This is a genomic window from Streptomyces sp. NPDC101234, assembly GCF_044767525.1.
GTDB classification, from domain to species: Bacteria; Actinomycetota; Actinomycetes; order Streptomycetales; family Streptomycetaceae; genus Streptomyces; species Streptomyces sasae.
Genome location: NZ_JBIWOA010000003.1, coordinates 246,255 through 271,394 on the forward strand (window position 1 = coordinate 246,255; position 25,140 = coordinate 271,394).

Sequence of the window (25,140 nt, forward strand, 5' to 3'; positions counted from 1 at the left end):
ACCGTCGAGGTCAGACCCTCCGCCGCCGCGTGCGCCAGCTCTCGTGGTGGTCCAGGAGGGTCTCCTCGATCGGCCGGTAGACGAGGCCCAGTTCGTCGACGCTGCGGCTGTTGTCGACGCGGAAGCGGATGCCGAGGTGCTTCTCTATGTAGTCCTGGGTCAGGCCGAAGTGAGGGCCCAGGATCCGTACCGGCCAGTGCGGCAGCGCGGTGCGGGGCAGGCGCAGGTCGCGGGGGTGGCGGGTGCGGATGATGCGCGACATCTCGTGGAAGGACGTCATCGTCTCGTTGGCCACGATGTACCGGCCCTTGGCCACCGGGTTCTCCGCCGCCGCGATGTGCGCGTCGGCCACGTCGCGGACGTCGGCGGTGGTGAAGCTGAAGTCCGGGGCGCCGTAGCAGAAGTAGCCCTTGAACAGCTCGTCCAGCAGGAACAGGCTGCCGGACTCGGAGGCGGGGGTCAGGGAAGGGCCCAGTATCAGGCCGGGGTTGACGGAGACCAGGCGCCAGCGGTCCTGGGCGGCCTCGGCGTCCCAGGCGGCACGTTCGGCGACCGTCTTGGCGTAGTGGTACGGGTTGTTCGCCACCGTGCTGCTGGTGTTGAAGTACTTCTCCATGAGCAGTTGGCCGGCCATCTCGCGGACGTCCGCGTAGTCGCCGAAGATCGCGCCCACGGTGGAGGTGAAGACCAGGGTCTCGACCTCGGGGGTGCGCTCCACGCTGCCGATCACATTGCGGGTGCCGAGCAACGCCGGGTCCACCAGGTCCCGTTGGCCGTCCTTGATCCACTCGGGCATCAGGAACGGCGAGGCCACGTGGAAGACGGTCGCGCAGCCGCGGAAGGCCTCGTCGAAGGAGCCCTCCTTGAGCAGGTCGGCCTCGAACAGGGTGAGTTGGCCGGGGAAGGCCTCCTGGAGTTCCCACAGTGGCCGGACCTTCGTCGCGTCGGCGGCTCCGCGGACGGTCGCGCGGACCGCGTACCCCCGCTCCAGCAGGCGCCGGACCAGATGGCTGCCGACGAATCCGCTGCCGCCGGTCACCGCGACGGCCGTCTCCCCGCGTGCGTCCACGCTCTTCCCCCTCGCCCTCCGGCCACCGCGCCTCGGTGCGCCGCAGAGGACAGGTTGGTGCATGCCCGGGGCGGGCGCCAAGCACCGGGAGGGCACCGGTAACGTCCTGGGGGCATAAGCCGGGCCCGACAGAGGGCATAAGATCAGCTTATGGGGTCATAGACCGGACCCGCGTACTAACTTAGGACTGCCTTAGTTTAGGCTTCCCGTTCGAGATCGATTGTCTTCACTCGATCGACAGTCTCCGCTCGAAGGGAACCTGATCATGCCGCGCCCCCTGCGGGTAGCCATCGTCGGAGCCGGCCCGGCCGGGATCTACGCCGCCGACGCCCTGCTCAAGTCCGAGGTGGCCGCCGAGCCCGGCGTGTCCATCGACCTCTTCGAGCGGATGCCCGCCCCGTTCGGCCTGATCCGCTACGGCGTCGCCCCCGACCACCCCCGCATCAAGGGCATCATCACGGCCCTGCACCAGGTGCTCGACAAGCCGCAGATCCGCCTCTTCGGCAACGTGGACTACCCGTCCGACATCAGCCTCGACGACCTGCGCTCCTTCTACGACGCGGTGATCTTCTCCACCGGCGCGACCGCCGACCGCGAGCTGCGGATACCCGGCATCGAGCTGGACGGCTCCTACGGCGCCGCCGACTTCGTCTCCTGGTACGACGGTCACCCGGACGTGCCGCGCACCTGGCCGCTGGAGGCCGAGAAGGTCGCCGTCCTCGGCGTCGGCAACGTGGCCCTGGACGTGGCCCGCATCCTCGCCAAGACCGCCGACGAGCTGCTCCCCACGGAGATCCCGCCGAACGTCTACGACGGCCTCAAGGCCAACAAGGCCCTCGAGGTGCACGTCTTCGGCCGCCGTGGCCCCGCGCAGGCGAAGTTCTCCCCGATGGAGCTGCGGGAGCTGGACCACTCCCCCAACATCGAGGTCATCGTCGACCCCGAGGACATCGACTACGACAAGGGCTCGATCGAGACCCGGCGCGGCAACAAGCAGGCCGACATGGTCGCCAAGACCCTGGAGAACTGGGCGATCCGCGACGCCGGCGACCGCCCGCACAGGCTCTTCCTGCACTTCTTCGAGTCCCCGACCGAGATCCTCGGCGAGGACGGCCAGGTCACCGGCCTGCGCACCGAGCGCACCGCCCTCGACGGCACCGGCAACGTGAAGGGCACCGGCGAGTTCAAGGACTGGGACGTCACCGCCATCTACCGCGCGGTCGGCTACCTCTCCGACAAGCTGCCCAAGCTGCCCTGGGACATCGAGTCGGGCACGGTCCCGGACGAGGGCGGCCGGGTCATCGAGGAGAGCGGCAACCACCAGCAGTCGACGTACGTCACCGGCTGGATCCGCCGCGGCCCGGTCGGTCTGATCGGCCACACCAAGGGTGACGCCAACGAGACGGTGTCCAACCTGCTGGACGACTACGCGGGCGGCCGGCTGCACACCCCCGAGGCGCCCGCGCCGGAGGCCGTCGATGCCTTCCTCGCCGAGCGCGACGTCCGCTTCACCACCTGGGAGGGCTGGTACAAGCTGGACGCCGCCGAGAAGGCGCTGGGCGAGCCGCAGGGCCGCGAGCGTGTGAAGCTCGTCGAGCGCGAGGACATGCTCCGGGAGAGCGGCGCGTGACGCACTGAGAGAGGGGGCCGGCGGATCTGCGCCGGCCCCCTTTCCGCGTTTCACCGGCAGGCGGCCGGCTCGCTCGCGACCGCCCGGGAGGCGAACCGCACCGCGGCGGTCTGCGGCCGGTGCGCCGCGAGCTCATGACAGGCGAGGCCTTCGGCACGAAGGCGCCGGTGACCTGCGCGAAGGCGGCCGAAGCCGTGGTGAACGGGGCCCGTCCCTGAGCGGATGGGCGGGCGGGCCCCGTTCGCCGCACCATTGTGCGGGGCGCGGCGGATCATGGACACGGGTGAACCGGCGTCGTATGGCGCGCTCCGTTCACACCCCGGGTGCGGGGCGTGCTCCCCGTGCGCGGGCGCCCCCCGCTCTGTGAGACATGCTCCCGAGCGGTGATACTGGAGGACGCACCCCGCTCCGACCAGCAGATTGGCCCATGTCGAACTCCGCCACCGACCGTGCCGTCCTTCCGCCGACCGTCTGGCCCGCCCGCGGGCGCCACACGGGCCCGGACTCCGAGGAGGTGATCCGCCGGATCCTGCGCAGCCGCAAGGAGACCGGCGCCCTCGACGACTTCGCAGAACCCCCCGTACCCGAGGATCCCGACCGGCGGGTCTTCGAAGCCCGCTGGCGCGTCGACGACGGCGCGGTCACGGTCCGCGCCCGGCTGACGCTCGTATCGACGCTCGGCCGGCAGGCGGCCGGGCGGGAGTGGCAGCTGGTCGCCGAGGCCGAGCGGCCCTGGGACGACGCCTGGCCCTCCCCGGCGACGATGTTCTGGCCGGACGGGGACGAGGCCGGTGACGGCGGCGAGGCCGCCTGGGACTACCACCCGGCCGTCGCGGGCCTGCGGCTGCGCACGGTCAACCCGCTGCCCGCCGACGACAAGGACATGCGCCGGGACCTGCGCGACGCCGCGAAGGACGCCTGGTGCGTCAACCTCGTCGTGCACGAGGCGATGACGCCCGACACGCTCGGCCGGCTGCCACTGGTCCGGCGGCTGCCGCCCGGCCTCGTCCACCGCGTCGTGGAACACCGGGCCACGCCCCAGCAGTTCCGTGCCGTGAACTGGGCGGTGCGCGACCTCGGTGTCGAGGTGCCGCGCGGTGGCGCCGTCCTGCTGCCCCCGGACCCGGCACCGTCCGGGTACGACGCGCAGGAGTTCGCGGTGCGCAGCGTCTTCCTGGACGGCTCGGAGCCCACCGAACTGATCGCCGCCGTGAGCCGGTTCACCGCGCTCCCCAAGCCGGCCCCACAGGGTGCCGAGGAGGCGCTGGCCGATCTGCGCGACAACTGGACCCTGATGACGCTGGAGGAGCAGCTCGACCGCCAGCGCAGACTCGTCGCGCAGTACTCCGAGGCGCTGGAGGCGATGACCAGGTCGCGGGATCTGTACCGGGAGTCCGCCGAGCGTGCCCATGAGGCGCTCGCCGCCCTCCGCGACACCCCCGCCCCCCTCGCACCCCTGCCCCAGACCGCCTCGCCCCTGCAGCAGTTGACCCGCGTCTTCAAGGGACTGCGGCCCCCGAAGGAGAGTGCCGGGCCGGCTGCCATGCCCGAGGAAGAAACCGGGAAGACGGACCAGTGACAGACCCCGGGCCGGATCGGGGCCGGACGACAGGACAGCCATGGACACCACCACGACCGTGCTCGTGATCTGCGCGCTCGTCGCCGCGGCGCTGCTCGCCGGGGCGATCGCCGTGCTGGTACGGCTGGTCCGCACCCGGCGCACGCTGCGCCGGGCCGGGCTGCCGACCGGCCCGCGCTGGATCTTCTGGGGTGCCGTCCTGTATCTGGTGCTGCCGACCGACCTGCTGCCCGACCCGATCTACCTGGACGACATCGGCGTCCTGCTGCTGGCCCTGCGCTCGATGCGGGCGGCCCGGGTGCTGCCCTCGGAGGACCCCGAGCTCTGAACTCCGAGGCGTCCAGGGCATGATGGGGCGATGCGATCCACCTTCACGGGTGTCTCCGGTCTCTCCTCGACGCCCGATGTCGCCGTCGTCATCGACGTGATGCGCGCCTTCACGGTGACCGCCTGGGCCTTCCGGCGGGGCGCCGAGCGGATCGTCTTCGCCGAAACCCTCGACGAGGCCCTTGAGTTGAAGGCCCGTAACCCCGGCTGGCTGGCCTTCCAGGACGGTCCGGTGGTGCCGGGCTTTGATCTGGCCAACTCACCGGCCCGGCTGCGCTCGCTGGACGTCGCGGGCCGCACGGTCGTACAGAAGACGACCGCCGGGACGGTCGGGGCGCTGTCCGTCGCGGGCGCCCGGCTGCTGCTGTGCGCGAGCTTCGTGGTCGCCGAGGCCACCGCCGCCGTACTGCGGCAGGAGCGGCCGGACTCGGTCACCTTCGTCGTCACCGGGGACGGCGGGCGGGCCGACGAGGACCTGGCCTGCGCCCAGTACATCGCGGAGCGCGTCGCCGACGACACCGTGGCCCCGGACCCGTTCGTGGAGCGGGCGCGGAACTCCGGCGCGGCCGCGCGGCTCGCCGAGGGCGTGCGGCTCGGCTGGGAGGGCGTCGACCCCGAGGACGTACCACTGTGCCTGGAAGCGGACACCTTCCCGTTCGCGATGGCGGCCGCCCTGGAGGACGGACACCTGGTGCTGCGCCAGGTTTCCGGTGATCCGGCCGTATTCGGCCCCCTCGGATGAGCCGCCGGTGCACACTTCCCTGACCTTCGACGCCGACTGCCTGTACCGAATCCGTGCCGCGGAGGTGCGATTCCAGGCCGTCCTGACGCATTCTTGCTGTGTCACCCACCCGGCGGTGCACGGACGAGGTAGGACCGGATGACTGGGAGCGGGGAGCACGTGGGCCGGGCGCGTGAACGGCTGACCGCGTTGCTGGTCGACGCCTCGACCGGCGCCCTGGGCGCGGCGGGCGGCCACGTCGCCGGGGTGTACCTGCGCACCGGCACGCCCGGCCTGCTGCGGCTCTCGACGCTCCTCGGGCTGCCCGGCCAGCTGTTCCGGCCGTGGTGGCGGCTGCAGGTGGACCGGCCGTTCCCGGTCGCGGACGCCTACCGGCTCGGGGTCCGGGTGGTGCTGCCCAACGCCACCGAGATGGTGCGCCGCTACCCCCAGTTCGCGGCCGGCCTGCCGTTCCAGTTCGGGTCGGTGTACACACCCGTGCCCGGGGCGGACCCGTCCTTCGGGGTGCTCACCGTGCTGCGTCCGGCGACCCCGGACACGGTGGACGAGCTGCCCGACCTGGACCGGCTGTGCCGGCTGGCCGAGGACCTGGGTGCGGGGCTGCGCGAGCTGGTGGCCGAGGAGGGCGACGCGGCGGTCGCCTGGGAGGGCGAGCCGGTGTGCGTACGGCCGCCGGCGAGGCATCCCGGGCCGGCCCGGGTGGGTCGTTTCACCTGGGACCCGGCCACCTCGGCGGTGCGCGCGGACGACCGGCTGCACGCCCTGCTCGGCATGGCACCGGAGGATTTCCCCGGCACCGGCGCGGAGCTGGCGGCGGCCGTGGCGCCCGCCGACGCCCCCCATGTGCTCACCGCGCTGCGTGAGACCGCGGCCGGCAAGCCCCCGGTGTCCCCGCTGCGGGTACGGGCCGGGGACGGCGCAGCACGGCTGCTGGAGCTGTGGCCGCCGCCCGGTGCCGCCGATCCGAGCCTGGTCTCCGGAATCGTCGTCGACCCGGGCCCGGCCGCCTCCGCCGACGGCGCGGCCGATCTGCTCCCCCATGGCGTGTTCTGCCTGGACCGCACGGGGCTCGTCCTCTACGTCAACCCGGCCGCCGCCCGTCTGGCGGGCCGGCCGCGCGCCGAGCTGCTCGGCCGGCCCGTGTGGGAGAGCATGCCGTGGCTGAGCGGGCCGCCGTACGACGACCACTGGCGCGGCGCGCTGCTCGCCCCGGGCCCGGTGCACTTCCAGGTCCGCCACGAGGACACCGGCGAAGGCGACTGGCTCGCACTGTCCCTGCACCCGGGCCCGGACCTGGTCACCTGCACGGTGGTCCCGGCCAACCGCATCGACCCGGCCCTGCATCTGCCCCGTCGGCCCGAGCCGGGCGAGGCCGGCGAGCCGGGAGAAGAAGCGGGAGCGGCGGGCGAAACCGGCGAGGCGGGCCGGGCCGGGCCGGGCAGTCGGCCCTCGATGGCTCCGCTGTACCGGCCGATCGCCCTGGCCATCGCGCTGACCGACGCCGTGACCGCCCGGCAGGTGTCCGAGGTGGTGACGCAGGAGCTGCTCCCGGCGTTCGGCGGCGGCCGGCTGGCCATCTACCTGCTCCAGGACCGGCATTTCTACCTGGCCTGGGAGAACGGCTTCCCGCCGGGCTTCCTCGCCCCCTTCGACGGCGTCGGCCTGGACGCCCACCTGCCCGGAGTCGAGACCCTCACCAGCGGGAGGCCGTTGTTCTTCGAGTCGATGCGGCAGCTGGCGGACTCCTACCCCGGCATCCCGCTGGACGCCTCCGAGGGCGCCCGCGCCTTCCTGCCGCTGATCGCCTCCGGCCGTCCGGTCGGCTCCTGCATCCTCGGCTTCGACGTCGATCGCGGCTTCAGCACCGAGGAGCGCACCGTCCTCACGGCGCTCGCGGGCCTGATAGCGCACGCGATGGAGAAGGCCCAGCGCTACGACACCGAGGCCGCCCTCGCCCGCGGGCTCCAGCAGGCGCTGCTGCCCCGCCGGCTGTCGACGCATCCGCTGGTGGAGACCGCCGGCCGGTATCTGCCGGGCACCCAGGGCATGGACGTGGGCGGCGACTGGTACGACGTCGTGGAGGCGGGCGACGGTCTCGCCCTGGTCATCGGCGACGTGCAGGGGCACGGCGTGCAGGCGGCCGCCACCATGGGCCAACTGCGCAGCGCGGTGCGCGCGTTCGCGCTCGGTGACCGGCCGCCCGACGAGGTGCTGAGCGGCACGAACCATCTGCTCATCGACCTCGACCCGGGCCAGTTCGCCAGCTGCTGCTATCTGCGCCTCGACCCCGCCACCGGGCACGCCCGAATCGCTCGGGCCGGTCATCCGCCGCCACTGCTGCGTGCCCCGGACGGCCGCACCCGGGTCCTGGAGATACCCGGCGGCGTCGTGCTGGGCGTGGACCCGCGGGCCCGCTACCCGGTGACCGAGCTGGAGCTGGCGCCGGACGCGATCCTCGCCCTGTACACGGACGGGCTGGTGGAGCGGCCCGGTGCCGATATCGACGACGGCATCACGGCGCTGCGGGTGGCGCTGGCGAAGGCCGGGGCGCTGCCCGGACGGCGCGGCGGCCGCTCGCTCGCCGGGGTGGCGGACCGGCTCACCGCCGGGGCCCGGCACGCCACCGACCGCCCGGACGACGTGGCGCTGCTGCTCGCCACCCGGCGCCCGAGCAGCGCCGGTGACACGGCACAACGGGGTATCAAGCCGGTTACCTCTTGAGACGCTCTCGCCTCGCGGGGCCTGGCAGTGTAGACATGGGCTCATGGTCCGTCAGCCCGGCCGGTCCGTCATTCGGCCGCCCCGTGGTTCCGGGAGCCCGCACGTCCCGCTCAGCGAGCATGAGCAGACAGCGGGCCAGGGCCGGGCCGGACGGCTGAAATCGGTCGTCGGCGGACGCAGCGTGGCCGGACAGGTGTTCATGCTGCAGGTGGTGATCGTGCTGCTGCTGGTCGTGTCGGCCGTGGTGGCCCAGGTGCTCCAGGTGCGGCACGACAGCAGCAACGAGGCCCGCAACCGGTCCCTGGCGGTCGCCCAGACCTTCGCCAACGCACCCGGCACGGCGGCGGCGCTGCAACTGCCGGACCCCACGTCCGTACTGCAGCCGAAGGCCGAGGCGGCCCGCAAGGCGACCGGCGTGGACTTCATCGTTGTCATGAACACCGACGGGATCCGGTACACGCACCCCAAGCCGAACCGCATCGGCAAGAAGTTCGTCGGGGACATCGGACCCGCGCTGGCCGGCGGGACGGTCTCCCAGGAGGTGCACGGCACCATCGGGGAGCTGGTGCAGTCCGTGGTGCCGGTCAAGGACTCCGCGGGCAAGGTGGTGGGCCTGGTGTCGGCCGGCATCACCACCGCGCACGTGGGCGGCGCCGCCGACCAGCAGCTGCCGCTGCTGCTGACCGCGGCCGCGGCCGGTCTGGCCCTGGCGACGGCGGGGACGGCGCTGGTCAGCCGACGGCTGCTGCGCCAGACGCACGGCCTCGGCCCGGGTGAGATGACCCGCATGTACGAGCACCACGACGCGGTGCTGCACTCCGTGCGGGAGGGCGTGCTGATCGTCGGCGGCGACGGCCGGCTGATGCTCGCCAACGACGAGGCGCAACGCCTGCTCGACCTGCCCGCGGACGCCGAGCGCCGCCGGGTCCTGGACCTCGGGCTGGACAGCGACACGGCGCAGCTGATCGCCTCGGGCCGGGTGGCCACCGACGAGGTGCACCTGGTCAAGGACCGGCTGCTGGCGGTCAACCAGCGGCCCATCGCGGTGCACGGCGGCCCGCCCGGCAGCGTCATCACCCTGCGCGACTCCACCGAGCTGCGCGCCCTGTCCGGCCGCGCCGAGGTGGCCCGCGAGCGTCTGAACATGCTGTACGACGCGGGCGTGGGCATCGGCACCAGCCTGGACGTCACCCGCACCGCCGAGGAACTGGCGGAGCTGGCCGTGCCCCGGTTCGCGGACTACGTCACCATCGACCTGTACGACGCGATCCTCAAGGGCGAGGAGCCGAAGCCCGGGGACGCGCTGCGCCGGGTGGCGGTCACCGGGATCCGCAAGGACGCTCCGCTGTACCCGCTCGGCGAACGGTTCCAGTTCGTGCCGTCCTCGCCGCAGGGCCGCAGTCTGGAGACCGGCGAGTCCGTGATCGAGCCCCGGCTGCGGGACTCGCCCGGCTGGCGGGCCCAGGACGTGGAACTGACCGGGCGGATCCTGGAGTTCGGCATCCACTCGCTGATCAGCGTGCCGCTGCGGGCCGGGAACCTGGTGCTGGGCCTCGCCAACTTCTGCCGCTCGGAGAAGCTCATGCCGTTCGACACGGAGGAGCAGGCCCTCGCGGAGGAGCTGGTGGCCCGCGCCGCCGTCTCCATCGACAACGCCCGCCGCTACACGCGCGAGCACAGCATGGCGGTGACCCTCCAGCGCAGTCTGCTGCCGCGTCGCCTGCCCGAGCAGAGCGCCCTGGAGATCGCGTATCGCTATCTGCCGGCGCAGGCGGGCGTGGGCGGCGACTGGTTCGACGTACTGCCGCTGTCCGGGGCCCGGGTGGCGCTGGTGGTCGGGGACGTCGTGGGCCACGGGCTGCACGCGGCGGCGACCATGGGGCGGCTGCGCACGGCCGTGCACAACTTCGCGGCGCTGGACCTGCCGCCGGACGAGCTGCTGGGCCTGCTGGACGAGCTGGTGGGCCGTATCGACCAGGACGAGACCCCGGCGGACAACGCGGCCACGATCACCGGCGCGACCTGCCTGTACGCGATCTACGACCCCGTCTCGCGGCGCTGCACGGTGGCCCGGGCCGGTCATCCGCCGCCGGCCCTCCTCAAGCCGGACGGCAGCGTGGAGTTCCTGGACGTCCCGGCGGCACCGCCCCTGGGGCTCGGCGGACTGCCTTTCGAGACGGCCGAGTCGGAGCTGCCCGAGGGCAGCAGTCTGGTCCTTTACACCGACGGACTGGTCGAGGACCGGCGGCGGGACATCGACGAGGGGCTCGAACTGCTCGCCGGCGCCCTGGAGTCGGCGGCGGGCAGCACGCCCGAGGAGACCTGCGCGGCCGTCCTGGAGCGGCTCCCGGCCCACCCCAACGACGACGTGGCGCTGATCGTCGCCCGCACCCGGGCGCTCACCGCGGACCGGGTGGCCGAGTGGCAGGTGCCGGCCGACCCGGCGGCCGTCTCCGAGGTCCGGTCCAAGGTGACCCGGCAGCTCGCGCACTGGGGCCTGGACGAGCTGTCGTTCATCACCGAGCTGATCCTCAGCGAGCTGGTCACCAACGCCATCCGCTACGGCCGCGAGCCGATCGGGGTACGGCTGCTGTGCGACCGGACGCTGATCTGCGAGGTCTCCGACGGCAGCACGACCTCGCCGCATCTGCGGTACGCGGCGAGCACCGACGAGGGCGGCCGGGGCCTGTTCCTGGTCGCGCAGATGGCCGAACGCTGGGGCACCCGGTACACCCCCGCCGGCAAGGTCATCTGGGCGGAGCAGCCGCTGCCCTGAGCCAGGGAGACACCCCTCGCACAAATGTGTTGAAGACACGTCATCGCATGGGTGATGATCTCCGGCATGTTCTCGCGCCGCGCCCGTCGCCCCAGGTCCGCCGAACTCACCAAGGCCTGGGAGTGCCTGGACTCCGGGGATCTCCCGGGAGCCGTACGGCAGTTGCGGGCCGCCGGGGAGGAGGCGCCGATCGCCGAGGTGGCCCTCGTGGTGGAGCGGGCCGCCCGGAGCGCCGGCTTCGACGACCTCGAACAGGCCGCCGCCGCGCTGGCCGCCGAGCCCGGCGACGCCAACAGCCTCTTCGGCTTCGGGTACGCGTGCGTCGAACGCAGCCTGTCCTTCCTGGCGATCCCGCCGCTGCGCACGGTGCTGAGTCACAACCCGGGTTCCCTCATGGTCCTGCGGGAGCTGGTGTCGGCATACGAGCGCGAGGAGCGCCACCAGGAGGCCGCCGCCGAACTGGCCCTGCGCGAGGGAGAGTTCGCCGACTGGCCGGACCGGTATCTGCTGGTGTACAACGCGATCATGGCGGGTGACCTGGACCTGGCCCGCCGTCAGCACGCGCTGCTGCCGGACCCCGAGGACGAGCAGTGGCGGCCCCCGCAGGCGCGCCAGACCCGGATGCTGGAGCGCGCCGCCGCCCTGGGCGAACCGTCCGGACTGCGGGACTGGCAGTACGTGATCGGCGGTCAGGTGCTCGCTACGCTCTCGCCGTTCGGCTTCGACGCCGGCATGGCGGGCCGGTACGCCTACCTCCAGGACACCCCGGAGTTGTGTCTGCGCGGCCTGCGCCGGCTGGAGACCCTCCTGGCCGCTACGGGGGAGAGCCCTCGCTCGGTGTCCCTGCTGCCCGACCGCGGCTCACGGATCCTGGGTCTGGCCGCCGCCGAGGTGCTGCGGCTGCCGGCCGTGCCGTTCGAGGCGGGATGCCCGGACACCGTCGTCGTGGCGTACGACCTCGACGAGCTGGCCGGGCATCCCGCGGGCCCCGAGATCATCGGCGGTCTCTTCGAGCGCGCCCCGGGTCAGGTGCTGCACGAGCACGCGAGTTCCTGGACGGACACCCCGGCCGTCGCGGCCGACAGCGTGGGGCTGCTGCACCAGGTGGTGGTGGCCCCGTGGGGCGAGCGGCTGCGGTTCGGCGAGGACGGCGAGAGGCATCAGGAGCCGGCCGACGACCGCCCGGAGGAGGAGCTGGCCGACGAGATCGCCGGGGCCGAAGCCACCCCCGACGAGGGCGACGGCGAGGGCCCGGCCGACACGGACGAGGCGTTCGCCGCGTTCGCCGGCTCCGTCCGGGACACCTGGCTCCGGGGCGACCGGGCCCGGATCAAGTCGTCCGGGCCGGTGCGCAGTTCCCGGTTCGCCTGACGCTCAGCCCAGCGCCCGGTCCAGGTTGAACGCGGCGCTGATGAGGGCGAGGTGGGTGAACGCCTGTGGGAAGTTGCCCTGTTGCTCGCCGGTGCGGCCGATTTCCTCGGCGTACAGGCCGAGATGGTTGGCGTAGGTGAGCATCTTCTCGAAGGCGAGCCGGGCGTCGTCCAGACGTCCGGCGCGCACCAGGGCCTCGACGTACCAGAAGGAGCAGATGGAGAAGGTGCCCTCGTCGCCGCGGAGTCCGTCGGGGCTGGCCTGCGGGTCGTAGCGGTAGACGAGGGAGTCGGAGACCAGGTCCTCGGTCAGGGCGTCCAGGGTGGACAGCCACTTGGGGTCCGTCGGAGCGATGAACTTGGCCAGGGGCATCATCAGGAGCGAGGCGTCCAGGACGTCCCCGCCCTCGTGCTGGACGAAGGCGCCGCGCCGCTCCGACCAGCCGCGGTCCATGATCCACCGGTAGATGGCGTCGCGGGACTGCCGCCAGCGGGGCAGGTCGGCGGGCAGGCCGCGCCGGTTGGCCAGGCGGATCGCGCGCTCGATGGCGACCCAGCACATGAGCCGCGAGTAGAGGAAGTTCTTTCGGCCGCCACGGGTCTCCCAGACCCCCTCGTCGGGCTGGTCCCAGTGGTCGCAGACCCAGTCGACGAGGCGGGTGACGTCGTCCCACTGGGCGCTGGAGATGGGCTGGGCCCACTTGTCGTAGAGGTAGATCGAGTCGATGAGGGCGCCGTAGATGTCCAGCTGGAGCTGGCCGGCCGCGCCGTTGCCGACCCGTACCGGGGCCGATCCGCAGTAGCCCTCCAGGTGCGGGAGCTCGCGTTCGGGCAGTTCGGAGCGGCCGTCGATGCCGTACATGATCTGCAGCGGGCCGGAGGCGAAGCCGTCGCCGGGGCTGATGAAGGTCGTCACGAACTTCATGAAGGCCTCGGCCTCGCCGCTGAAGCCGAGCCGCAGCAGGGCGTAGACGGCGAAAGCGGCGTCCCGGATCCAGACGTAGCGGTAGTCCCAGTTGCGTTCGCCGCCGAACTGCTCGGGGAGGCTGGTGGTGGGCGCGGCGACGATGGCGCCGGTGGGCGCGAAGGTGAGCAGCTTCAGGGTCAGCGCGGAGCGGTGCACCATCTCGCGCCAGCGGCCCCGGTAGCGGGACTTGTGCAGCCAGCGCCGCCAGTAGCAGACGGTGGCCTCGAACTGCAGCTCGGCCTCGGTGCGGGCGCAGCCGCGCGGGGCGATGTGCTCGCCGGCCTGGTCGAGGGCGAAGACGGCGGACTCGCCCTCGGCGAGCTTGAAGTCGGCGCGGGCGTCCGGGCCGTCGCTCTCCATGACCACGGTGGAGGTGAGCGCCAGGGACATCGACTCGGACTCGAACAGGGCAGCGTCACCGCCCATGCGCAGGGTGTGCGGGTCGGCGCCGTAGTTGCAGCGGGGCGCCACCCGGACCCGGAAGGGGACGGTCCCGCGCACGCAGAGCACCCGGCGGATCAGCCGGTGCCGCTCGCACTCGTCGGACTCGCCGGTGACCGGCATGAAGTCCTGGACCTCTCCGACGCCGTCGTCCGTGAAGAACCGGGTGATCAGCACATTGGTGTCGGGGAAGTAGAACTGCTTGGTGCGCGCCGGTACGGCCGGGGCGAGCGCGAAGAAGCCGCCGCGCTCGGCGTCCAGCACGGCCGCGAAGACGCTGGGCGAGTCGAAGGACGGGCAGCAGTACCAGTCGATCGTTCCGTTGCTGCCGACCAGGGCCACGGTACGCAGGTCGCCGATCAGGCCATGTTCGGCGATCGGCAGGTAGCGGGGGCTGCCGGGCGCATTCTGATAGAACTGCTGTTCGGCCATGGTGTGGCCTCCCCGGATGTGCGTACGAGCACCTACCAGCTTAGGAGCGCCCTTCTCCTTTCCGCACCGGCTACCGGCTCGGACGGGGGTCTTGGCCCGTTCGGGATGCGGGGCGCGTCCGGGCGGGCAATCGTGAGAGTGTGCACCCCGCTCCGTGAAGGAGGGCCCCATGTCGACCTCAGAACCCGAAGCGTCCCGGCCGTCCGACGACCGCGCCACCCCGGACTCCCTGCTGCACAGCGCCCCCGGCACCGGGGTGGCGCCCGAAGACCTGGTGATGGCGTCCGGCCGGGACGTCACCCCGGCCACGCTGGAATGGGCCAGGAAGAAGATGGAGCGCGAGGGGCCGAACTGCATCGAACGGCTCCTGCCCTGAATCCGGCGGTGTCGGGCCCGACGGCACCCTGCCCGGCGGCGCGTGGCGTTTGGCGAGCGGATCGGCGCGGGTAGCCCGTACGGGGCTGCCGGGACCGGCGCTCGCCACGCCTGCGCTCGTCGAGGAGAAGACGTGAGGGTCGTCGTCACCGGCGCGTCCGGCTTCCTGGGAGGCCGGCTGACCGGCGCCCTGCTGCGGACCCGGACCTTACGGGGCGCACCGATCGACCGGCTGGTCCTCGCCGACCGGATGGCACCGCCCGGCTCCCCGGCGGCGGCAGATCCGCTGGTGGAGGTCGTGCGGGGCGACCTCACCGACCGCCTCGACGACGTGTTCGCCCGCCCGGTCGACGCGGTGTTCCATCTCGCCGCCGCGGTGTCCGCCGAGTGCGAGGCCGACTTCGACCTCGGCATGCGCGCCAACGTGGACACCACCCGTGCCCTGCTGGACGCCGCCCGGGCGCAGTCCCGCGACGGCGGGCCGGTGCCGCTGCTGGTGTTCGCGAGCAGTATCGCCGTCTACGGCGTCGACCCGGCGCTGCCGCTGCCGCCCGTGGTCAGCGAGACGACCCCGCCGTTGCCGCGGTCGAGCTACGGTACCCAGAAGCTCGTCTGCGAGCACCTGATCGCGGACTGCACCCGCCGCGGTTTCGTGGACGGGCGCGTCGCCCGTCTGATGACGGTCGCGGTGCGGCCGGGCCGCCCGAACGCGGCCGCCTCCGGCTTTCTCTCCTCGATCGTCCGCGAGCCGCTCGCGGGACTCCCCGCGACCTGCCCGGTCAGCCCTGACCTGAGGGTCGCGCTGGCCTCACCGCGCCGCACCGTCCAGGGGCTGCTGCGGATCGCGGAGGCCGAGCGCGGCACCGGGCCGGGCCGCCTCGAAGGCCATGTGCCCGTCAACCTTCCCGGGCTCACGGTCTCGGTCGCCGACCTGCTCGCCACGGTCCGGGAGGTGGCCGGGGACCGCGCGGCCGACCTGGTGACCGTCGCCCCCGACCCGGCGGTCGAGGCCATCGTGGGCTCGTGGCCCGCCGTCTTCGACAACACCCGTGCCACCGCGCTCGGCCTGGACCCCGACCCGAGTCCGCTCTCCCTGGTACAGGACTACCTCGCCGATCAGGCACCGCCGGAGGAGAGCCGATGACGTGGGACAGGCGCCCCTCCTCGGACTGCTCGGCACCGCGGGCGCAGACGCCGCGCAAGAAGCACGCGGGCGGGGCGCGGTGAGGCGGGCGCGGCCCTCGGGACGGGCAACGGCCCAGGTCCGCACCGGATTTCACGGGAAGCTTGCCTGTTCACCCTTCCGGTGCGGGTGCGCCTGCTGACAGACTCCGCAAGGTGCCAGACTTCGACATGCTCGTCATCGGATCCGGACCGGGCGGCCAGAAGGCCGCCATCGCCTCGGCCAAGCTCGGCCGCCGGGTCGCCGTAGTGGACAACCCCGAGATGGTCGGCGGTGTGTCCATCCACACCGGCACCATCCCCTCCAAGACCCTGCGCGAGGCGGTCCTCTACCTGACCGGTCTCACCCAGCGCGATCTGTACGGCCAGAGCTACCGGCTGAAGGAGGACATCACCGTCGCCGACCTGACCGCGCGCACCCAGCACGTGGTCAGCCGCGAGGTCGACGTCATCCGCAACCAGCTCTCCCGCAACCACGTCACCCTCTGCTCCGGCACCGGCCGGTTCGTCGACGCGCACACCGTCGCCCTGCGCGAACCGAACGGCGACGAACGGCTGTTGAGCGCGGAGCACATCGTCATCGCGACCGGCACCCGGCCGGCCCGGCCGGACAGCGTCGAGTTCGACGGCCGCACCATCATGGACTCGGACAACGTGCTGTCCCTGGAGCGGGTCCCGCGCTCCATGGTCATCGTGGGCGCGGGCGTCATCGGCATGGAGTACGCCTCGATGTTCGCCGCGCTGGGCAGCAAGGTCACCGTGGTCGAGAAGCGCGCGGCCATGCTCGACATGTGCGACATCGAAGTCGTCGAGTCGCTCAAGTACCACCTCAGGGATCTGGCCGTCACCTTCCGGTTCGGCGAGACCGTCGCCGCCGTCGAACGGCATCCGCGGGGCACGCTGACCGTGCTGGAGAGCGGCAAGAAGATACCTGCGGACACGGTGATGTACTCGGCGGGCCGGCAGGGCCTGACCGACGAACTCGACCTGGACAAGGCCGGTCTGTCGGCGGACCCGCGTGGCCGGATCAAGGTGGACGAGCACTTCCGCACCGAGGTGCCGCACATCTACGCCGTCGGCGATGTCATCGGTTTCCCGGCGCTCGCCGCGACCTCGATGGAACAGGGCCGGGTCGCCGCCTACCACGCCTTCGGGGAACCGGTCGGGGAGCTGGACAACCTCCAGCCGATCGGGATCTACACCATCCCGGAGATCAGCTTCGTGGGCCGGACCGAGGACCAACTCACCGAGGAATGCGTGCCGTTCGAGGTCGGGGTGGCCCGCTACCGGGAGCTGGCCCGGGGCCAGATCATCGGCGACTCGCACGGCATGCTCAAGCTGCTGGTGTCGCCCGAGGACCGACGGCTGCTCGGAGTGCACTGCTTCGGAACGGGTGCGACAGAACTGATCCATATCGGTCAGTCGGTGATGGGCTGCGGCGGCACCGTCGACTACCTGGTGGATGCAGTGTTCAACTACCCGACGCTCGCGGAGTCGTACAAGGTCGCGGCCCTGGACGCCACGAACAAGCTGCGCCAGCTCGACCGGCTGGAGGACTGAGAGCTTCCGGAACCGCTGCTTCCGTCGTGACAGTTGGCTCACTCAAGTGGCATATGTGATTACCGGTCAGTCAGCTTGAAAGGTCAAAGAGGGCCGCTATAGTCACACCCACACACGCGGTGTGACCGTTCGCCGACGCTCGGCATACGGCCTTCACCAGTTCTTTCTTCTTTCTGACCGGCGTCTTGCCCGAGGCCATCCCTCTCCGGGTACGAGGCGGGTCGCGCACCCCCCACCCGTACCATCGCGGGCCTGCACTCCCGTGCGCCCTGCACGACCGGAAAGCAGCACAACCATGAGCAACAACAGGGGCAGAGGGCTGCAGGCCAACGCCCTCGGTACGTTCGACACCGTGGTCATGGCCGTCGCGGGCAGCGCACCGGCGTACTCGCTGGCCGCGACCACGGCCGTGCTGGTGGGGTCGGTGGGACTGGCCAGTCCGGCCGCGCTGCTGTGGTGCGCGATACCGATGCTGGGCATCGCGCTCGCCTTCAGCTACCTGGGCCGGATCGATGTCAACGCGGGGGCCAGCTACTCCTGGGTGGGCCGCACCCTGCACCCGTTCCTCGGTTTCGTCAGCGGCTGGGCGCTGGTGGTGTCCGCGACCATCTTCATGGTGGCCGGTTCACTGCCCGCCGGGTCGATGACACTGTCCCTGTTCGACACGGGTCTCGCCGACAACGTGGCGCTGTCGACGGTGGTCGGCGCCGCCTGGTTCGTGATCATGCTGGCGGTGGTGCTCGGCGGCGCCCGCCTCACCGTCCGGGCCCAGCTGCTGATGTCCGGCATCGAGCTGGCGATCCTGCTGCTGTTCGCGGTACTCGCCCTCTTCCACACCAACAACGCCCGCACCTTCGACTGGTCCTGGCTCGGCTTCTCCCACTTCGACGGCGTCTCCGGCTTCGCCTCGGGCGCCCTCATCGCCGCCTTCTACTACTGGGGCTGGGACGTCACCAGCAACCTCAGCGAGGAGACCCGCAACTCCCGCCGTACGACCGGACTCGCGGGCCTGGTCGGCATCGGCATCGTCTTCCTCCTCTTCGAGGTCTTCACCATCGCCGCGAACGTCATCCTGTCCTCGGACCAGATCGCCGCGAACGACGCCAACGTGCTCGGCGTGCTGGGCGAGGAGGTCTGGCCGGGCTGGGGCGGCAAGGTGCTGATCGTCGCCGTGATGCTGTCCACCATCGCCACCCTGGAGACGACCCTCATCCAGGTCACCCGGTCGCTGTTCGCGATGGGCCGCGACCGTACGATGCCGGCCGCGCTGGGCAAGGTGCACCGCACCTGGAACACCCCGCATGTGGCGATCGCCGTGGTCGGCGGCGTGGCACTGGCGATGTTCGTCGCCGCCAACGCGCTGAAGTCGGTGGGCGAGATCCTCTCCGACGCCATCTCGGCGATCGGTCTGCAGATCGCCGTCTACTACGGGCTCGCCGGCCTCGCCGTGGTCGTGGCCTACCGCAAGATGCTCTTCAAGTCCGCGGGCAACTTCCTGCTCGGCGGGGTGTGGCCGCTGTTCGGCGCGGTGTTCATGTTCTGGATCTTCGTCGAGTCGCTGGGCGAGCTGAGCGACGCGGCGATCGCGATCGGCATCGGCGGTCTGGCCGTCGGACTGATCCCGATGCTCTGGTACTGGAAGCAGGGCAGCGACTACTACCGGCCGGCCAAGCTGGACGCCACCCGTACGGTCGAGGCCGACTGGGTCCCCGACGATCATGCCACCGTCCATGCCCAGGCTTACGAAGGCCTCCCCACCGATTTCTGAGGTACGAGTCCGATGGCGCGAGACCGCTTCGCCCCCGACTTCGCCCCGGACTGCGGGGACGAACCCCTGACCTCGGCCCGACAGGACATCGTCATCGGCCGCTGGCAGGGACTGCGGGCACTGCTGCGGGACACCGGCCCCGACTGGCTCGTCCGGGGCCACCGGGTACGGCTGCTGGCGCAGGCCTGCGCGGGCAGTTCGACGTCGGAGTCCTGGCTGGCCGCCGAGCCGCACAGCGCCGACGCGCTGGTGCTGCGGGCGGCGACCGAGACGGCCCGGGCGTTCACCCTGGCCATCTCGGCGGGCCGGGGCGCCCCGATGGACCGGGCCAGGATCGACACCGCCGTGCTGGCCTGCCTGGCGGCCGCGGAGGCGTACCCGCAGGACCCGACCCCCTGGGTCTCCCTGATCTCGGTGGCCCGCCTCTACCCGACCGGAGTGCGCCGGCAGGAACTCGCCCGCTGGTGGGACGAGTTGCACCGGCGCGACCCGTACAACGTGGAGGGCCATCTCCAGGTGCTCCACTACTACTCCGCACGCTGGCACGGCACGCACGGCCTGATGTACGACTTCGCCCGCGACGCGGCAGGGGTCGCCCCGCCCGGCTGTGCGCTGCCGGTCCTGGTGCAGTACGCCCGCGTCGAGGAGTTCCGGTACATCGTGGAAGGGGCCGAGGGACAGCAGAACCCGGTAGGGCTCAGCCAGCACTGGAAGCACGACGGCGCGGTCAGCGACGTACGGCGCACCTGGGAGCGCTGGATCGCCCAGCGCGGCGAGGGCCCGATCGCCCCGGGCGAGCTCCGCGACCTCAACTACCTGACGCACGCGGCCTGTCAGGCGGGCGCCACCGACATCGCGGCGGAACTGCTGCGCCTCCAGGGCCGGCGGGCGACCCGCACCCCCTGGTCGTACACCGGCGACCCGGAGAAGCAGATCATCAAGTGGCGGGCGGATCTGAAGGTACGGGGTTGAGATGAGGGCGGCGGGCTAGCCCTCGGTCTGCTCGGCGGGCCGGGCGAGGCCCGTCGTCCACTTCTCCTCGATGCGGCCGGCCTTCCAGACCAGCAGGGCGATCGCCCAGGTGGCGAAGAAGAGGCCGACGATGACGAAGCCGACGGTGTTGAGGTCGAGCCCGGCGATCCAGTCCCAGAAGAAACCGTGCAGGTCCAGCTTGTCGGCGAGCAGGCCGAGGAGTTCCACGGTACCGATGATGAGGGCGACGGCCACCGACAGGCCGGTGATGGTGAGGTTGTAGTAGACCTTGCGGACCGGCTTGGAGAACGCCCACTCGTAGGCGAAGTTCATGAACGAGCCGTCGATGGTGTCGAGCAGCGACATGCCGGCCGCGAAGAGCACCGGCAGGCAGAGGATGGCGTACCAGGGCAGACCGGAGGCGGCGCCGGAGCCGGCCAGGACCAGCAGGGCGATCTCCGTGGCGGTGTCGAACCCGAGGCCGAACAGCAGGCCGAGCGGGTACATCTGCCAGGGCTTGCTGATCGAGCCGGTGACCCGGCCGAGGAAGCGGTTCATGAAGCCGCGGTTGTTGAGCTGCGTCTCCAGGGCGGCCTCGTCGTAGGCGCCGGAGCGCATCTGCCGGAAGACCTTCCAGATGCCGGCCAGGATGACGAGGTTGATGCCGGCGATGAGGTAGAGGAAGGTGCCGGAGACCGTCGTACCGATCAGGCCGGTGACGTCGTGGAGGTTCGAGCCGTCGTTCTCGACCGGTCCGGCCAGGGCCTTCATGCCGAACGACAGCAGCAGGGAGAGCCCGAAGACGATGCTGGAGTGGCCGAGGGAGAACCAGAAGCCGACCGACAGCGGGCGCTGCCCCTCCCCCATCAGCTTGCGGGTGGTGTTGTCGATCGCCGCGATGTGGTCGGCGTCGAAGGCGTGCCGCATGCCCAGCGTGTAGGCGGTCACGCCGATGCCGATGCCGAAGGACTCCTTGCCGACGCTGAAGTGCTGCGGGGCGATGATCCCGACCAGGGTCCCCCAGCCGATGACATGCAGGGCGAGCACGAACGCGGCCATCCCGCCGACCCTGGTCCACTCCTGCCGGGTCATGGAGGCCCGGACACGGCGCCAGGCCGAGCGCTTGGCGTCGGCCTGGGCGGGGAGGGACGGGGCGGAACCAGGGGCGGCCGTCATCGGGGGGTGACATCCTTCGGTCGAGCATGGGCAGCTGCGATCGACAGCCTTATGCCATCCTCCCGTACTTGCAAATCGTTCGCACTAAATCCGGTGACAGGCCTTTCCCATGAGAAGGTAAAGGGAAGGTAAGGCGGTCAGGCGGACAGCAACCCGCTGCCCAGCCAGTCCTTGCCGTTCTTCACACCGGGCAGGGCGAAGAAGTAGCCGCCGCCGGTCGGGGAGATGTAGTCGACGAGGGGCTCGTCGATCAGCCGGGTCTGGGTGGCCTCGAACTGACGCTGGACGTCCTGGTTGTAGCAGCAGAAGGCCAGGCCCATGTCGAGGTTGCCGACACTGTCGACGCCCCGGTCGTAGTTGTAGCCGCGGCGCAGGATGCGGGTGCTGTCGGACTTGGCGGTGCGCGGGTTGGCGAGCCGGATGTGGGCGTCCAGCGGGATGGCGTTGCCCTTCGGGTCCTTGGCGTAGTTGGGGATGTCGGTCTCCTTGGCGCCGTCCAGCGGGGCGCCGGTGTCCTTGCGGCGGCCGAACATCAGCTCCTGCTCGCTGAGCGAGACCCGGTCCCAGAACTCGACGAGCATCCGGATGATCCGGATCACCTGGTAGCTGCCGCCCGTCGTCCAGGCCGGTTCGCCCTGGCCCTCCCCGACCCAGATCAGCCGGTCGGTCTCGCGGGCCGAGGTGACGTCCGGGTTGGCGATGCCGTCCTTGAAGCCGAGCAGGTTGCGCTGGGCGCCGGTGGGGCGCGGGGCGTTCTGGAAACCGTCGATGCGCCACTTGATCTGCATGGCGCCGCGGGTGTGCTTGGCGATGTCGCGCAGGGCGTGCAGCACGGTGTCCGTGCTGTCGGCGCAGATCTGCAGCGACAGGTCGCCGTGGCACTCGGCCGCGTTCAGGTTGTCGTTGGGGAAGGTCCGCATCGGCGTCAGCCGGACCGGCTTCGCCTTCGTCAGACCGTAGCGGTCGTCGAAGAGGGAGGCGCCGACGCCGACGGTGACGGTCAGCGCGTCGGCGGGGACGTCGGGGCCGAGGATGCCGTTGTCGGAGGGCGGCGCGCCGACGCCGAGGTCCTCGGGGGTGCCGCCGGAGGTGAGGAAACGGGCCCGCGCGGTGATCGTCTTCAGCAGGTCGGCGAGCTCCTGCCGGTTGCCGGCGATGACGTCGAGGGAGACGAAGGTGGCGGCGGCCGGGGCCGGCGTGAGGATGCCGGCCTGGTGGGCGCCGTGGAAGGGGACCTTGGCGGTGCCGGTCGCGTCGGCGGCCTGGGCCTCGGCGGTGCCGCCGGCCTGGCTGAGCGCGAAGCCGCCGCCGGCCAGGACCGCGCCCGCGGCACCGGCGCCCAGCGCCGTCCGCACAAAGGAACGGCGGCCCGTGCCCATCGGGCAGGACGGGGTGTCGGCAGCGGACATCGGAGGGGTCCCTTCGTCGTACGGGTGCGTGTGGTCTGCGGCGGTCATCAGGCGGACTTCCTGATCTCCAGGAGGTCCGGCACCGGGGCGAGGTCCTCCAGCAGCTGACCGGTGGCCCCGTTCAGCTGCTGCCGGGTGGCCGCGTCGAGCGCCTCGGCCGAGGTCCATACGGCGCCCTGGTGCTCGGCGTCCAGCAGCTTCTGCAGCCGGGCGATGTCCGCGTCGACGGTCGGCAGGAGCTTCGGGGCGCGGGCGGTGAGCAGCGGCCTCAGTACGGTGAGCAGCTCGTCGGTGCCCGCGAGGTTGGCGTTCGCGGTGGCGAGGTTGGTGCCGCTGCCCTCGTCGGTGTCGGCGGTCAGCTCGAACTGGAGGGTGTTCTCCAGGATCTCGTGGGCGCGCAGCGGCAGGTCGCCCGGGTCGAAGTCCTGGGTCGGGAAGGCCTTCTGGAGTCCGGCGGCCGCGTCGACGAGCGCCTGCGCCGGGGCCTTGAGCGCGTCGGCGGACTGGCCGTGCCACAGCCCGTACTCGATCCGGTGGAACCCCGCGAAGTCCGGGTCGGCGACCCCGCCCGCGAGGCCGTCGGCGCGGCCGTTGATCTTCTTGTCGAAGTCCTCGAAGGTGCCGTACGCGGCGCCGAGGGAGGAGTAGGTGAGGTGGGCGGTCAGCCAGTCGGTGCGGGCCTGGTCGAGGTGGTTGCCCTCGATGTCGGCGTCGAGCGTACGGGTCTGGGCGACGAGGGTGGCCAGCCCCTGGTCGACATACTCCTTGTACGCCTTCAGCGGCGCGGCTAGGTCGTTCTCGGAGACCGGTACGACCGCCTTGGCGCTGCTTCCGCCGCCGGTGACGGTGACGGACTTGGAGGTGACGGCCTTGCCGCTGGACGGGACACAGCGCCAGGCGTAGGTGCCGCCGGCGACCGTGGCCACCAGGTCGCGGGTGGTGCCGGGGGCGAGGCCCTCGATCTCGCCGTAGACCGCGTTGGTGCCCGGGTCGATCAGGTACACCTCGGAGGTCTTGCTGCCGGTGTTCTGCATCTGGAAGGTCTGGCGGCCCGCCTTGGGCGCGGTGAAGCCCTTGCCGCACTCGGTCTCGGAGACGGCGACGGTCTGCCCGCTGCTGGGCTTGGGCCGGGCGACCGCGACGACCACCCCGGCGACCACGACGGGAACGGCGACCACGGCCACGGGGACGACCCAGGCGGGGCGGCGGCGCGACCCCCTGGCCGGCTGCGGCTCGGGACGGTCGGCGGCGGGAGCGGGGGCGGGGGCGGGGGGCCGCGACTCCGACTCTCCGGCAGCCGACTGCGGCTCCGATTCCGGCTCCGGCTCCTGCTCGTGCTCCTGCTCCTGCTCCTGCCCCTGCTTCTCGGCGCTGGACGCCGGTTCCGGTGCCTCGGACTTCTCAGCCGGGGACTGCGGCGCAGAGCCGTCGGCGGCCGGCGCCCGGTCCGGTTCGGGCAGGCCTCCGGCGGCCGCGCCCGCAGCGGCCTCCGGCTCCGGCCGGTCGGCGGCGGGCCGCGGCGCGTTCGGCTCGGCGGCCGGCTTCGGTGCGGATGCGCGCACTCCCCGCACGAACAGCGTCATGACGACGGCGAGGTAGCCGACGTACGCGGCCGTCTGGAGCCAGGTCATGGTCGGTGTGATGTTGAGGACGCCCTGGAGGAGGGTGCTGTACCAGGAGCCCGCGTCGACGCTGCCGCTGAGGTCGAGGGCGTATGCCGTGTTGCCCGGGAAGACCCCGCCCTCCTGGAGGTCGCGCAGCCCGTAGCCGAGGACGCCGGCGGCGATCACGATGAGGACGGCACCGGTGTAGGTGAAGAACTTCGTCAGGTTGATCTTCAGGACGCGGCGGTACAGGCCCCAGCACAGGCCGGCCGCCAGGACCAGGCCGATCCCGGCGCCGGTCAGGGGGCCCGCGGACTCACCGGCCGCCCGGGCCGTGGTCCACAGGAACAGCGCGGTCTCCAGGCCCTCTCGGCCGACGGCGAGGAAGGAGGTGACGACCAGCACGCCCGAGCCCATGGCCAGGGCGCCGGTCACCTTCTCCTTGATCTCGCCGGAGAGGCTGCGGGCCGAGCGGCGCATCCAGAAGACCATCGCGGTGACGAAGGCGACCGCGATCACGCTGAGGGTGCCGCCGAAGGCCTCCTGGGCGGTCGCGGAGAGGGAGGCGGCGGTGAAGGTGAGGACCGCACCGAAGCTCATCGCCAGCGCGATCGCGGCCAGGACACCGGTCCACACCTGCGCCAGCCGGTTTCTGGCGCCGGCCCGCACCAGGGTGGCGACGAGGATCGAAACGATCAGCCCGGCCTCAAGACCTTCCCTCAGCCCGATCAGGAAACTCGGAAACGCGTCGTCCCACATCCGTCGCAGCCCTCCCCGGCAGGCCCGTCCCCGCCCTATGGCTCGAACTTAGTGAAGGCATGCCTTACTTCCGCCGACCATGATGACTACACCCATGTAGTCGGAAAGTCATGAAATGGCAATGGTGCGGCAAAAGCCGTGAACGAACGGGGGCGCGCACACCCGGAACCACGGGTCGGACCACGATCGTCTACAGTCGAGTAGACCGTCTACACATTCGTAGTCACCGAACTCGTCATCGAAGTCGTCACCTAAGTAGTCACCGGAAGGGCCGCTGCCTG

The 25,140-nt window shown here is 71.7% G+C and carries 17 protein-coding genes; 12 read left to right on the forward strand and 5 right to left on the reverse strand.

Translation table 11 applies throughout. From position 1 onward, the window contains the following. Window positions 1–10: 10 nt before the first annotated feature. Entirely contained in the window at window positions 11–1,069 is a 1,059-nt protein-coding gene (locus tag ACIRR9_RS07600; protein ID WP_403748628.1) for an NAD-dependent epimerase/dehydratase family protein, read from the reverse strand. Between the two features lie 265 nt (window positions 1,070–1,334). Here ACIRR9_RS07600 and ACIRR9_RS07605 point away from each other — a divergent pair, with 265 nt between their 5' ends. The 7 genes from ACIRR9_RS07605 (at window position 1,335) to ACIRR9_RS07635 (ending at window position 12,215) form a co-directional block, all read left to right on the forward strand. Further along, a complete protein-coding gene (locus ACIRR9_RS07605) occupies window positions 1,335–2,699 on the forward strand; it encodes an FAD-dependent oxidoreductase (protein WP_403748630.1) in 1,365 nt (454 codons plus the stop codon). Window positions 2,700–3,126: 427 nt separating this feature from the next. Continuing rightward, complete coding sequence (locus ACIRR9_RS07610; protein WP_403748633.1) at window positions 3,127–4,278, forward strand: hypothetical protein; 1,152 nt, start codon at window positions 3,127–3,129, stop codon at window positions 4,276–4,278. 40 nt (window positions 4,279–4,318) lie between these two features. After that, entirely contained in the window at window positions 4,319–4,606 is a 288-nt protein-coding gene (locus ACIRR9_RS07615; protein WP_365348843.1) for a DUF1232 domain-containing protein, read from the forward strand. Between the two features lie 30 nt (window positions 4,607–4,636). Further along, entirely contained in the window at window positions 4,637–5,347 is a 711-nt protein-coding gene (locus tag ACIRR9_RS07620) for a 2-phosphosulfolactate phosphatase (protein WP_403748636.1), read from the forward strand. 138 nt (window positions 5,348–5,485) lie between these two features. Beyond that, window positions 5,486–8,068, forward strand: coding sequence for a SpoIIE family protein phosphatase (locus tag ACIRR9_RS07625; RefSeq protein ID WP_403748639.1), 2,583 nt, complete (start codon window positions 5,486–5,488; stop codon window positions 8,066–8,068). Window positions 8,069–8,111: 43 nt separating this feature from the next. Continuing rightward, window positions 8,112–10,844: a SpoIIE family protein phosphatase gene (locus ACIRR9_RS07630; RefSeq protein WP_403748641.1), complete on the forward strand. Its 2,733-nt coding sequence runs from the start codon at window positions 8,112–8,114 to the stop codon at window positions 10,842–10,844. 66 nt (window positions 10,845–10,910) lie between these two features. Further along, a complete protein-coding gene (locus tag ACIRR9_RS07635) occupies window positions 10,911–12,215 on the forward strand; it encodes a hypothetical protein (protein WP_403748644.1) in 1,305 nt (434 codons plus the stop codon). A gap of 3 nt (window positions 12,216–12,218) precedes the next feature. On the opposite strand, the gene ACIRR9_RS07640 is transcribed toward ACIRR9_RS07635, so the two are convergent. Next, complete coding sequence (locus ACIRR9_RS07640; protein WP_403748647.1) at window positions 12,219–14,054, reverse strand: glycoside hydrolase family 15 protein; 1,836 nt, start codon at window positions 14,052–14,054, stop codon at window positions 12,219–12,221. A 169-nt stretch (window positions 14,055–14,223) separates the two neighbouring features. Here ACIRR9_RS07640 and ACIRR9_RS07645 point away from each other — a divergent pair, with 169 nt between their 5' ends. The 5 genes from ACIRR9_RS07645 to ACIRR9_RS07665 all read left to right on the forward strand — a co-directional run bounded on the left by ACIRR9_RS07645 (window position 14,224) and on the right by ACIRR9_RS07665 (window position 19,911). After that, window positions 14,224–14,430 carry a hypothetical protein gene (locus ACIRR9_RS07645; protein ID WP_123979411.1) on the forward strand — a complete coding sequence of 69 codons (207 nt, stop codon included), beginning with the start codon at window positions 14,224–14,226 and terminating at the stop codon, window positions 14,428–14,430. A gap of 132 nt (window positions 14,431–14,562) precedes the next feature. Next, window positions 14,563–15,573, forward strand: a complete 1,011-nt coding sequence (gene denD / locus ACIRR9_RS07650; protein WP_403748649.1) for a D-erythronate dehydrogenase — start codon at window positions 14,563–14,565, stop codon at window positions 15,571–15,573. Between the two features lie 194 nt (window positions 15,574–15,767). Continuing rightward, window positions 15,768–17,171, forward strand: coding sequence for a Si-specific NAD(P)(+) transhydrogenase (gene sthA, locus ACIRR9_RS07655; protein ID WP_403748651.1), 1,404 nt, complete (start codon window positions 15,768–15,770; stop codon window positions 17,169–17,171). A 295-nt stretch (window positions 17,172–17,466) separates the two neighbouring features. Beyond that, complete coding sequence (locus tag ACIRR9_RS07660; protein WP_403748652.1) at window positions 17,467–18,939, forward strand: APC family permease; 1,473 nt, start codon at window positions 17,467–17,469, stop codon at window positions 18,937–18,939. 12 nt (window positions 18,940–18,951) lie between these two features. Then, the gene (locus ACIRR9_RS07665) at window positions 18,952–19,911 is read left to right on the forward strand and encodes a hypothetical protein (protein WP_403748654.1); all 960 of its coding nucleotides are present in this window, start codon (window positions 18,952–18,954) and stop codon (window positions 19,909–19,911) included. 15 nt (window positions 19,912–19,926) lie between these two features. Here ACIRR9_RS07665 and ACIRR9_RS07670 read toward each other — a convergent pair whose 3' ends face one another. From ACIRR9_RS07670 to efeU, 3 genes are all read right to left on the reverse strand, one after another. Further along, a complete protein-coding gene (locus ACIRR9_RS07670; RefSeq protein WP_384562208.1) occupies window positions 19,927–21,087 on the reverse strand; it encodes a HoxN/HupN/NixA family nickel/cobalt transporter in 1,161 nt (386 codons plus the stop codon). Window positions 21,088–21,224: 137 nt separating this feature from the next. After that, complete coding sequence (gene efeB, locus ACIRR9_RS07675; RefSeq protein ID WP_403748656.1) at window positions 21,225–22,496, reverse strand: iron uptake transporter deferrochelatase/peroxidase subunit; 1,272 nt, start codon at window positions 22,494–22,496, stop codon at window positions 21,225–21,227. Window positions 22,497–22,543: 47 nt separating this feature from the next. Continuing rightward, window positions 22,544–24,859 carry an iron uptake transporter permease EfeU gene (gene efeU / locus ACIRR9_RS07680; RefSeq protein WP_403748658.1) on the reverse strand — a complete coding sequence of 772 codons (2,316 nt, stop codon included), beginning with the start codon at window positions 24,857–24,859 and terminating at the stop codon, window positions 22,544–22,546. Window positions 24,860–25,140 lie beyond the last annotated feature (281 nt).

What these genes read in the sequence shown, in the direction of transcription:
- ACIRR9_RS07605 (WP_403748630.1), top strand. Translation starts at nt 1,335, where the DNA reads ATGCCGCGCCCCCTGCGGGTAGCCATCGTCGGAGCCGGCCCGGCCGGG.
- ACIRR9_RS07610 (WP_403748633.1), top strand. Translation starts at nt 3,127, where the DNA reads ATGTCGAACTCCGCCACCGACCGTGCCGTCCTTCCGCCGACCGTCTGG.
- ACIRR9_RS07615 (WP_365348843.1), top strand. Translation starts at nt 4,319, where the DNA reads ATGGACACCACCACGACCGTGCTCGTGATCTGCGCGCTCGTCGCCGCG.
- ACIRR9_RS07620 (WP_403748636.1), top strand. Translation starts at nt 4,637, where the DNA reads ATGCGATCCACCTTCACGGGTGTCTCCGGTCTCTCCTCGACGCCCGAT.
- ACIRR9_RS07625 (WP_403748639.1), top strand. Translation starts at nt 5,486, where the DNA reads ATGACTGGGAGCGGGGAGCACGTGGGCCGGGCGCGTGAACGGCTGACC.
- ACIRR9_RS07630 (WP_403748641.1), top strand. Translation starts at nt 8,112, where the DNA reads ATGGTCCGTCAGCCCGGCCGGTCCGTCATTCGGCCGCCCCGTGGTTCC.
- ACIRR9_RS07635 (WP_403748644.1), top strand. Translation starts at nt 10,911, where the DNA reads ATGTTCTCGCGCCGCGCCCGTCGCCCCAGGTCCGCCGAACTCACCAAG.
- ACIRR9_RS07640 (WP_403748647.1), bottom strand. Translation starts at nt 14,054, where the DNA reads ATGGCCGAACAGCAGTTCTATCAGAATGCGCCCGGCAGCCCCCGCTAC.
- ACIRR9_RS07645 (WP_123979411.1), top strand. Translation starts at nt 14,224, where the DNA reads ATGTCGACCTCAGAACCCGAAGCGTCCCGGCCGTCCGACGACCGCGCC.
- ACIRR9_RS07660 (WP_403748652.1), top strand. Translation starts at nt 17,467, where the DNA reads ATGAGCAACAACAGGGGCAGAGGGCTGCAGGCCAACGCCCTCGGTACG.
- ACIRR9_RS07665 (WP_403748654.1), top strand. Translation starts at nt 18,952, where the DNA reads ATGGCGCGAGACCGCTTCGCCCCCGACTTCGCCCCGGACTGCGGGGAC.
- ACIRR9_RS07670 (WP_384562208.1), bottom strand. Translation starts at nt 21,087, where the DNA reads ATGACGGCCGCCCCTGGTTCCGCCCCGTCCCTCCCCGCCCAGGCCGAC.
- efeB (WP_403748656.1), bottom strand. Translation starts at nt 22,496, where the DNA reads ATGTCCGCTGCCGACACCCCGTCCTGCCCGATGGGCACGGGCCGCCGT.
- efeU (WP_403748658.1), bottom strand. Translation starts at nt 24,859, where the DNA reads ATGTGGGACGACGCGTTTCCGAGTTTCCTGATCGGGCTGAGGGAAGGT.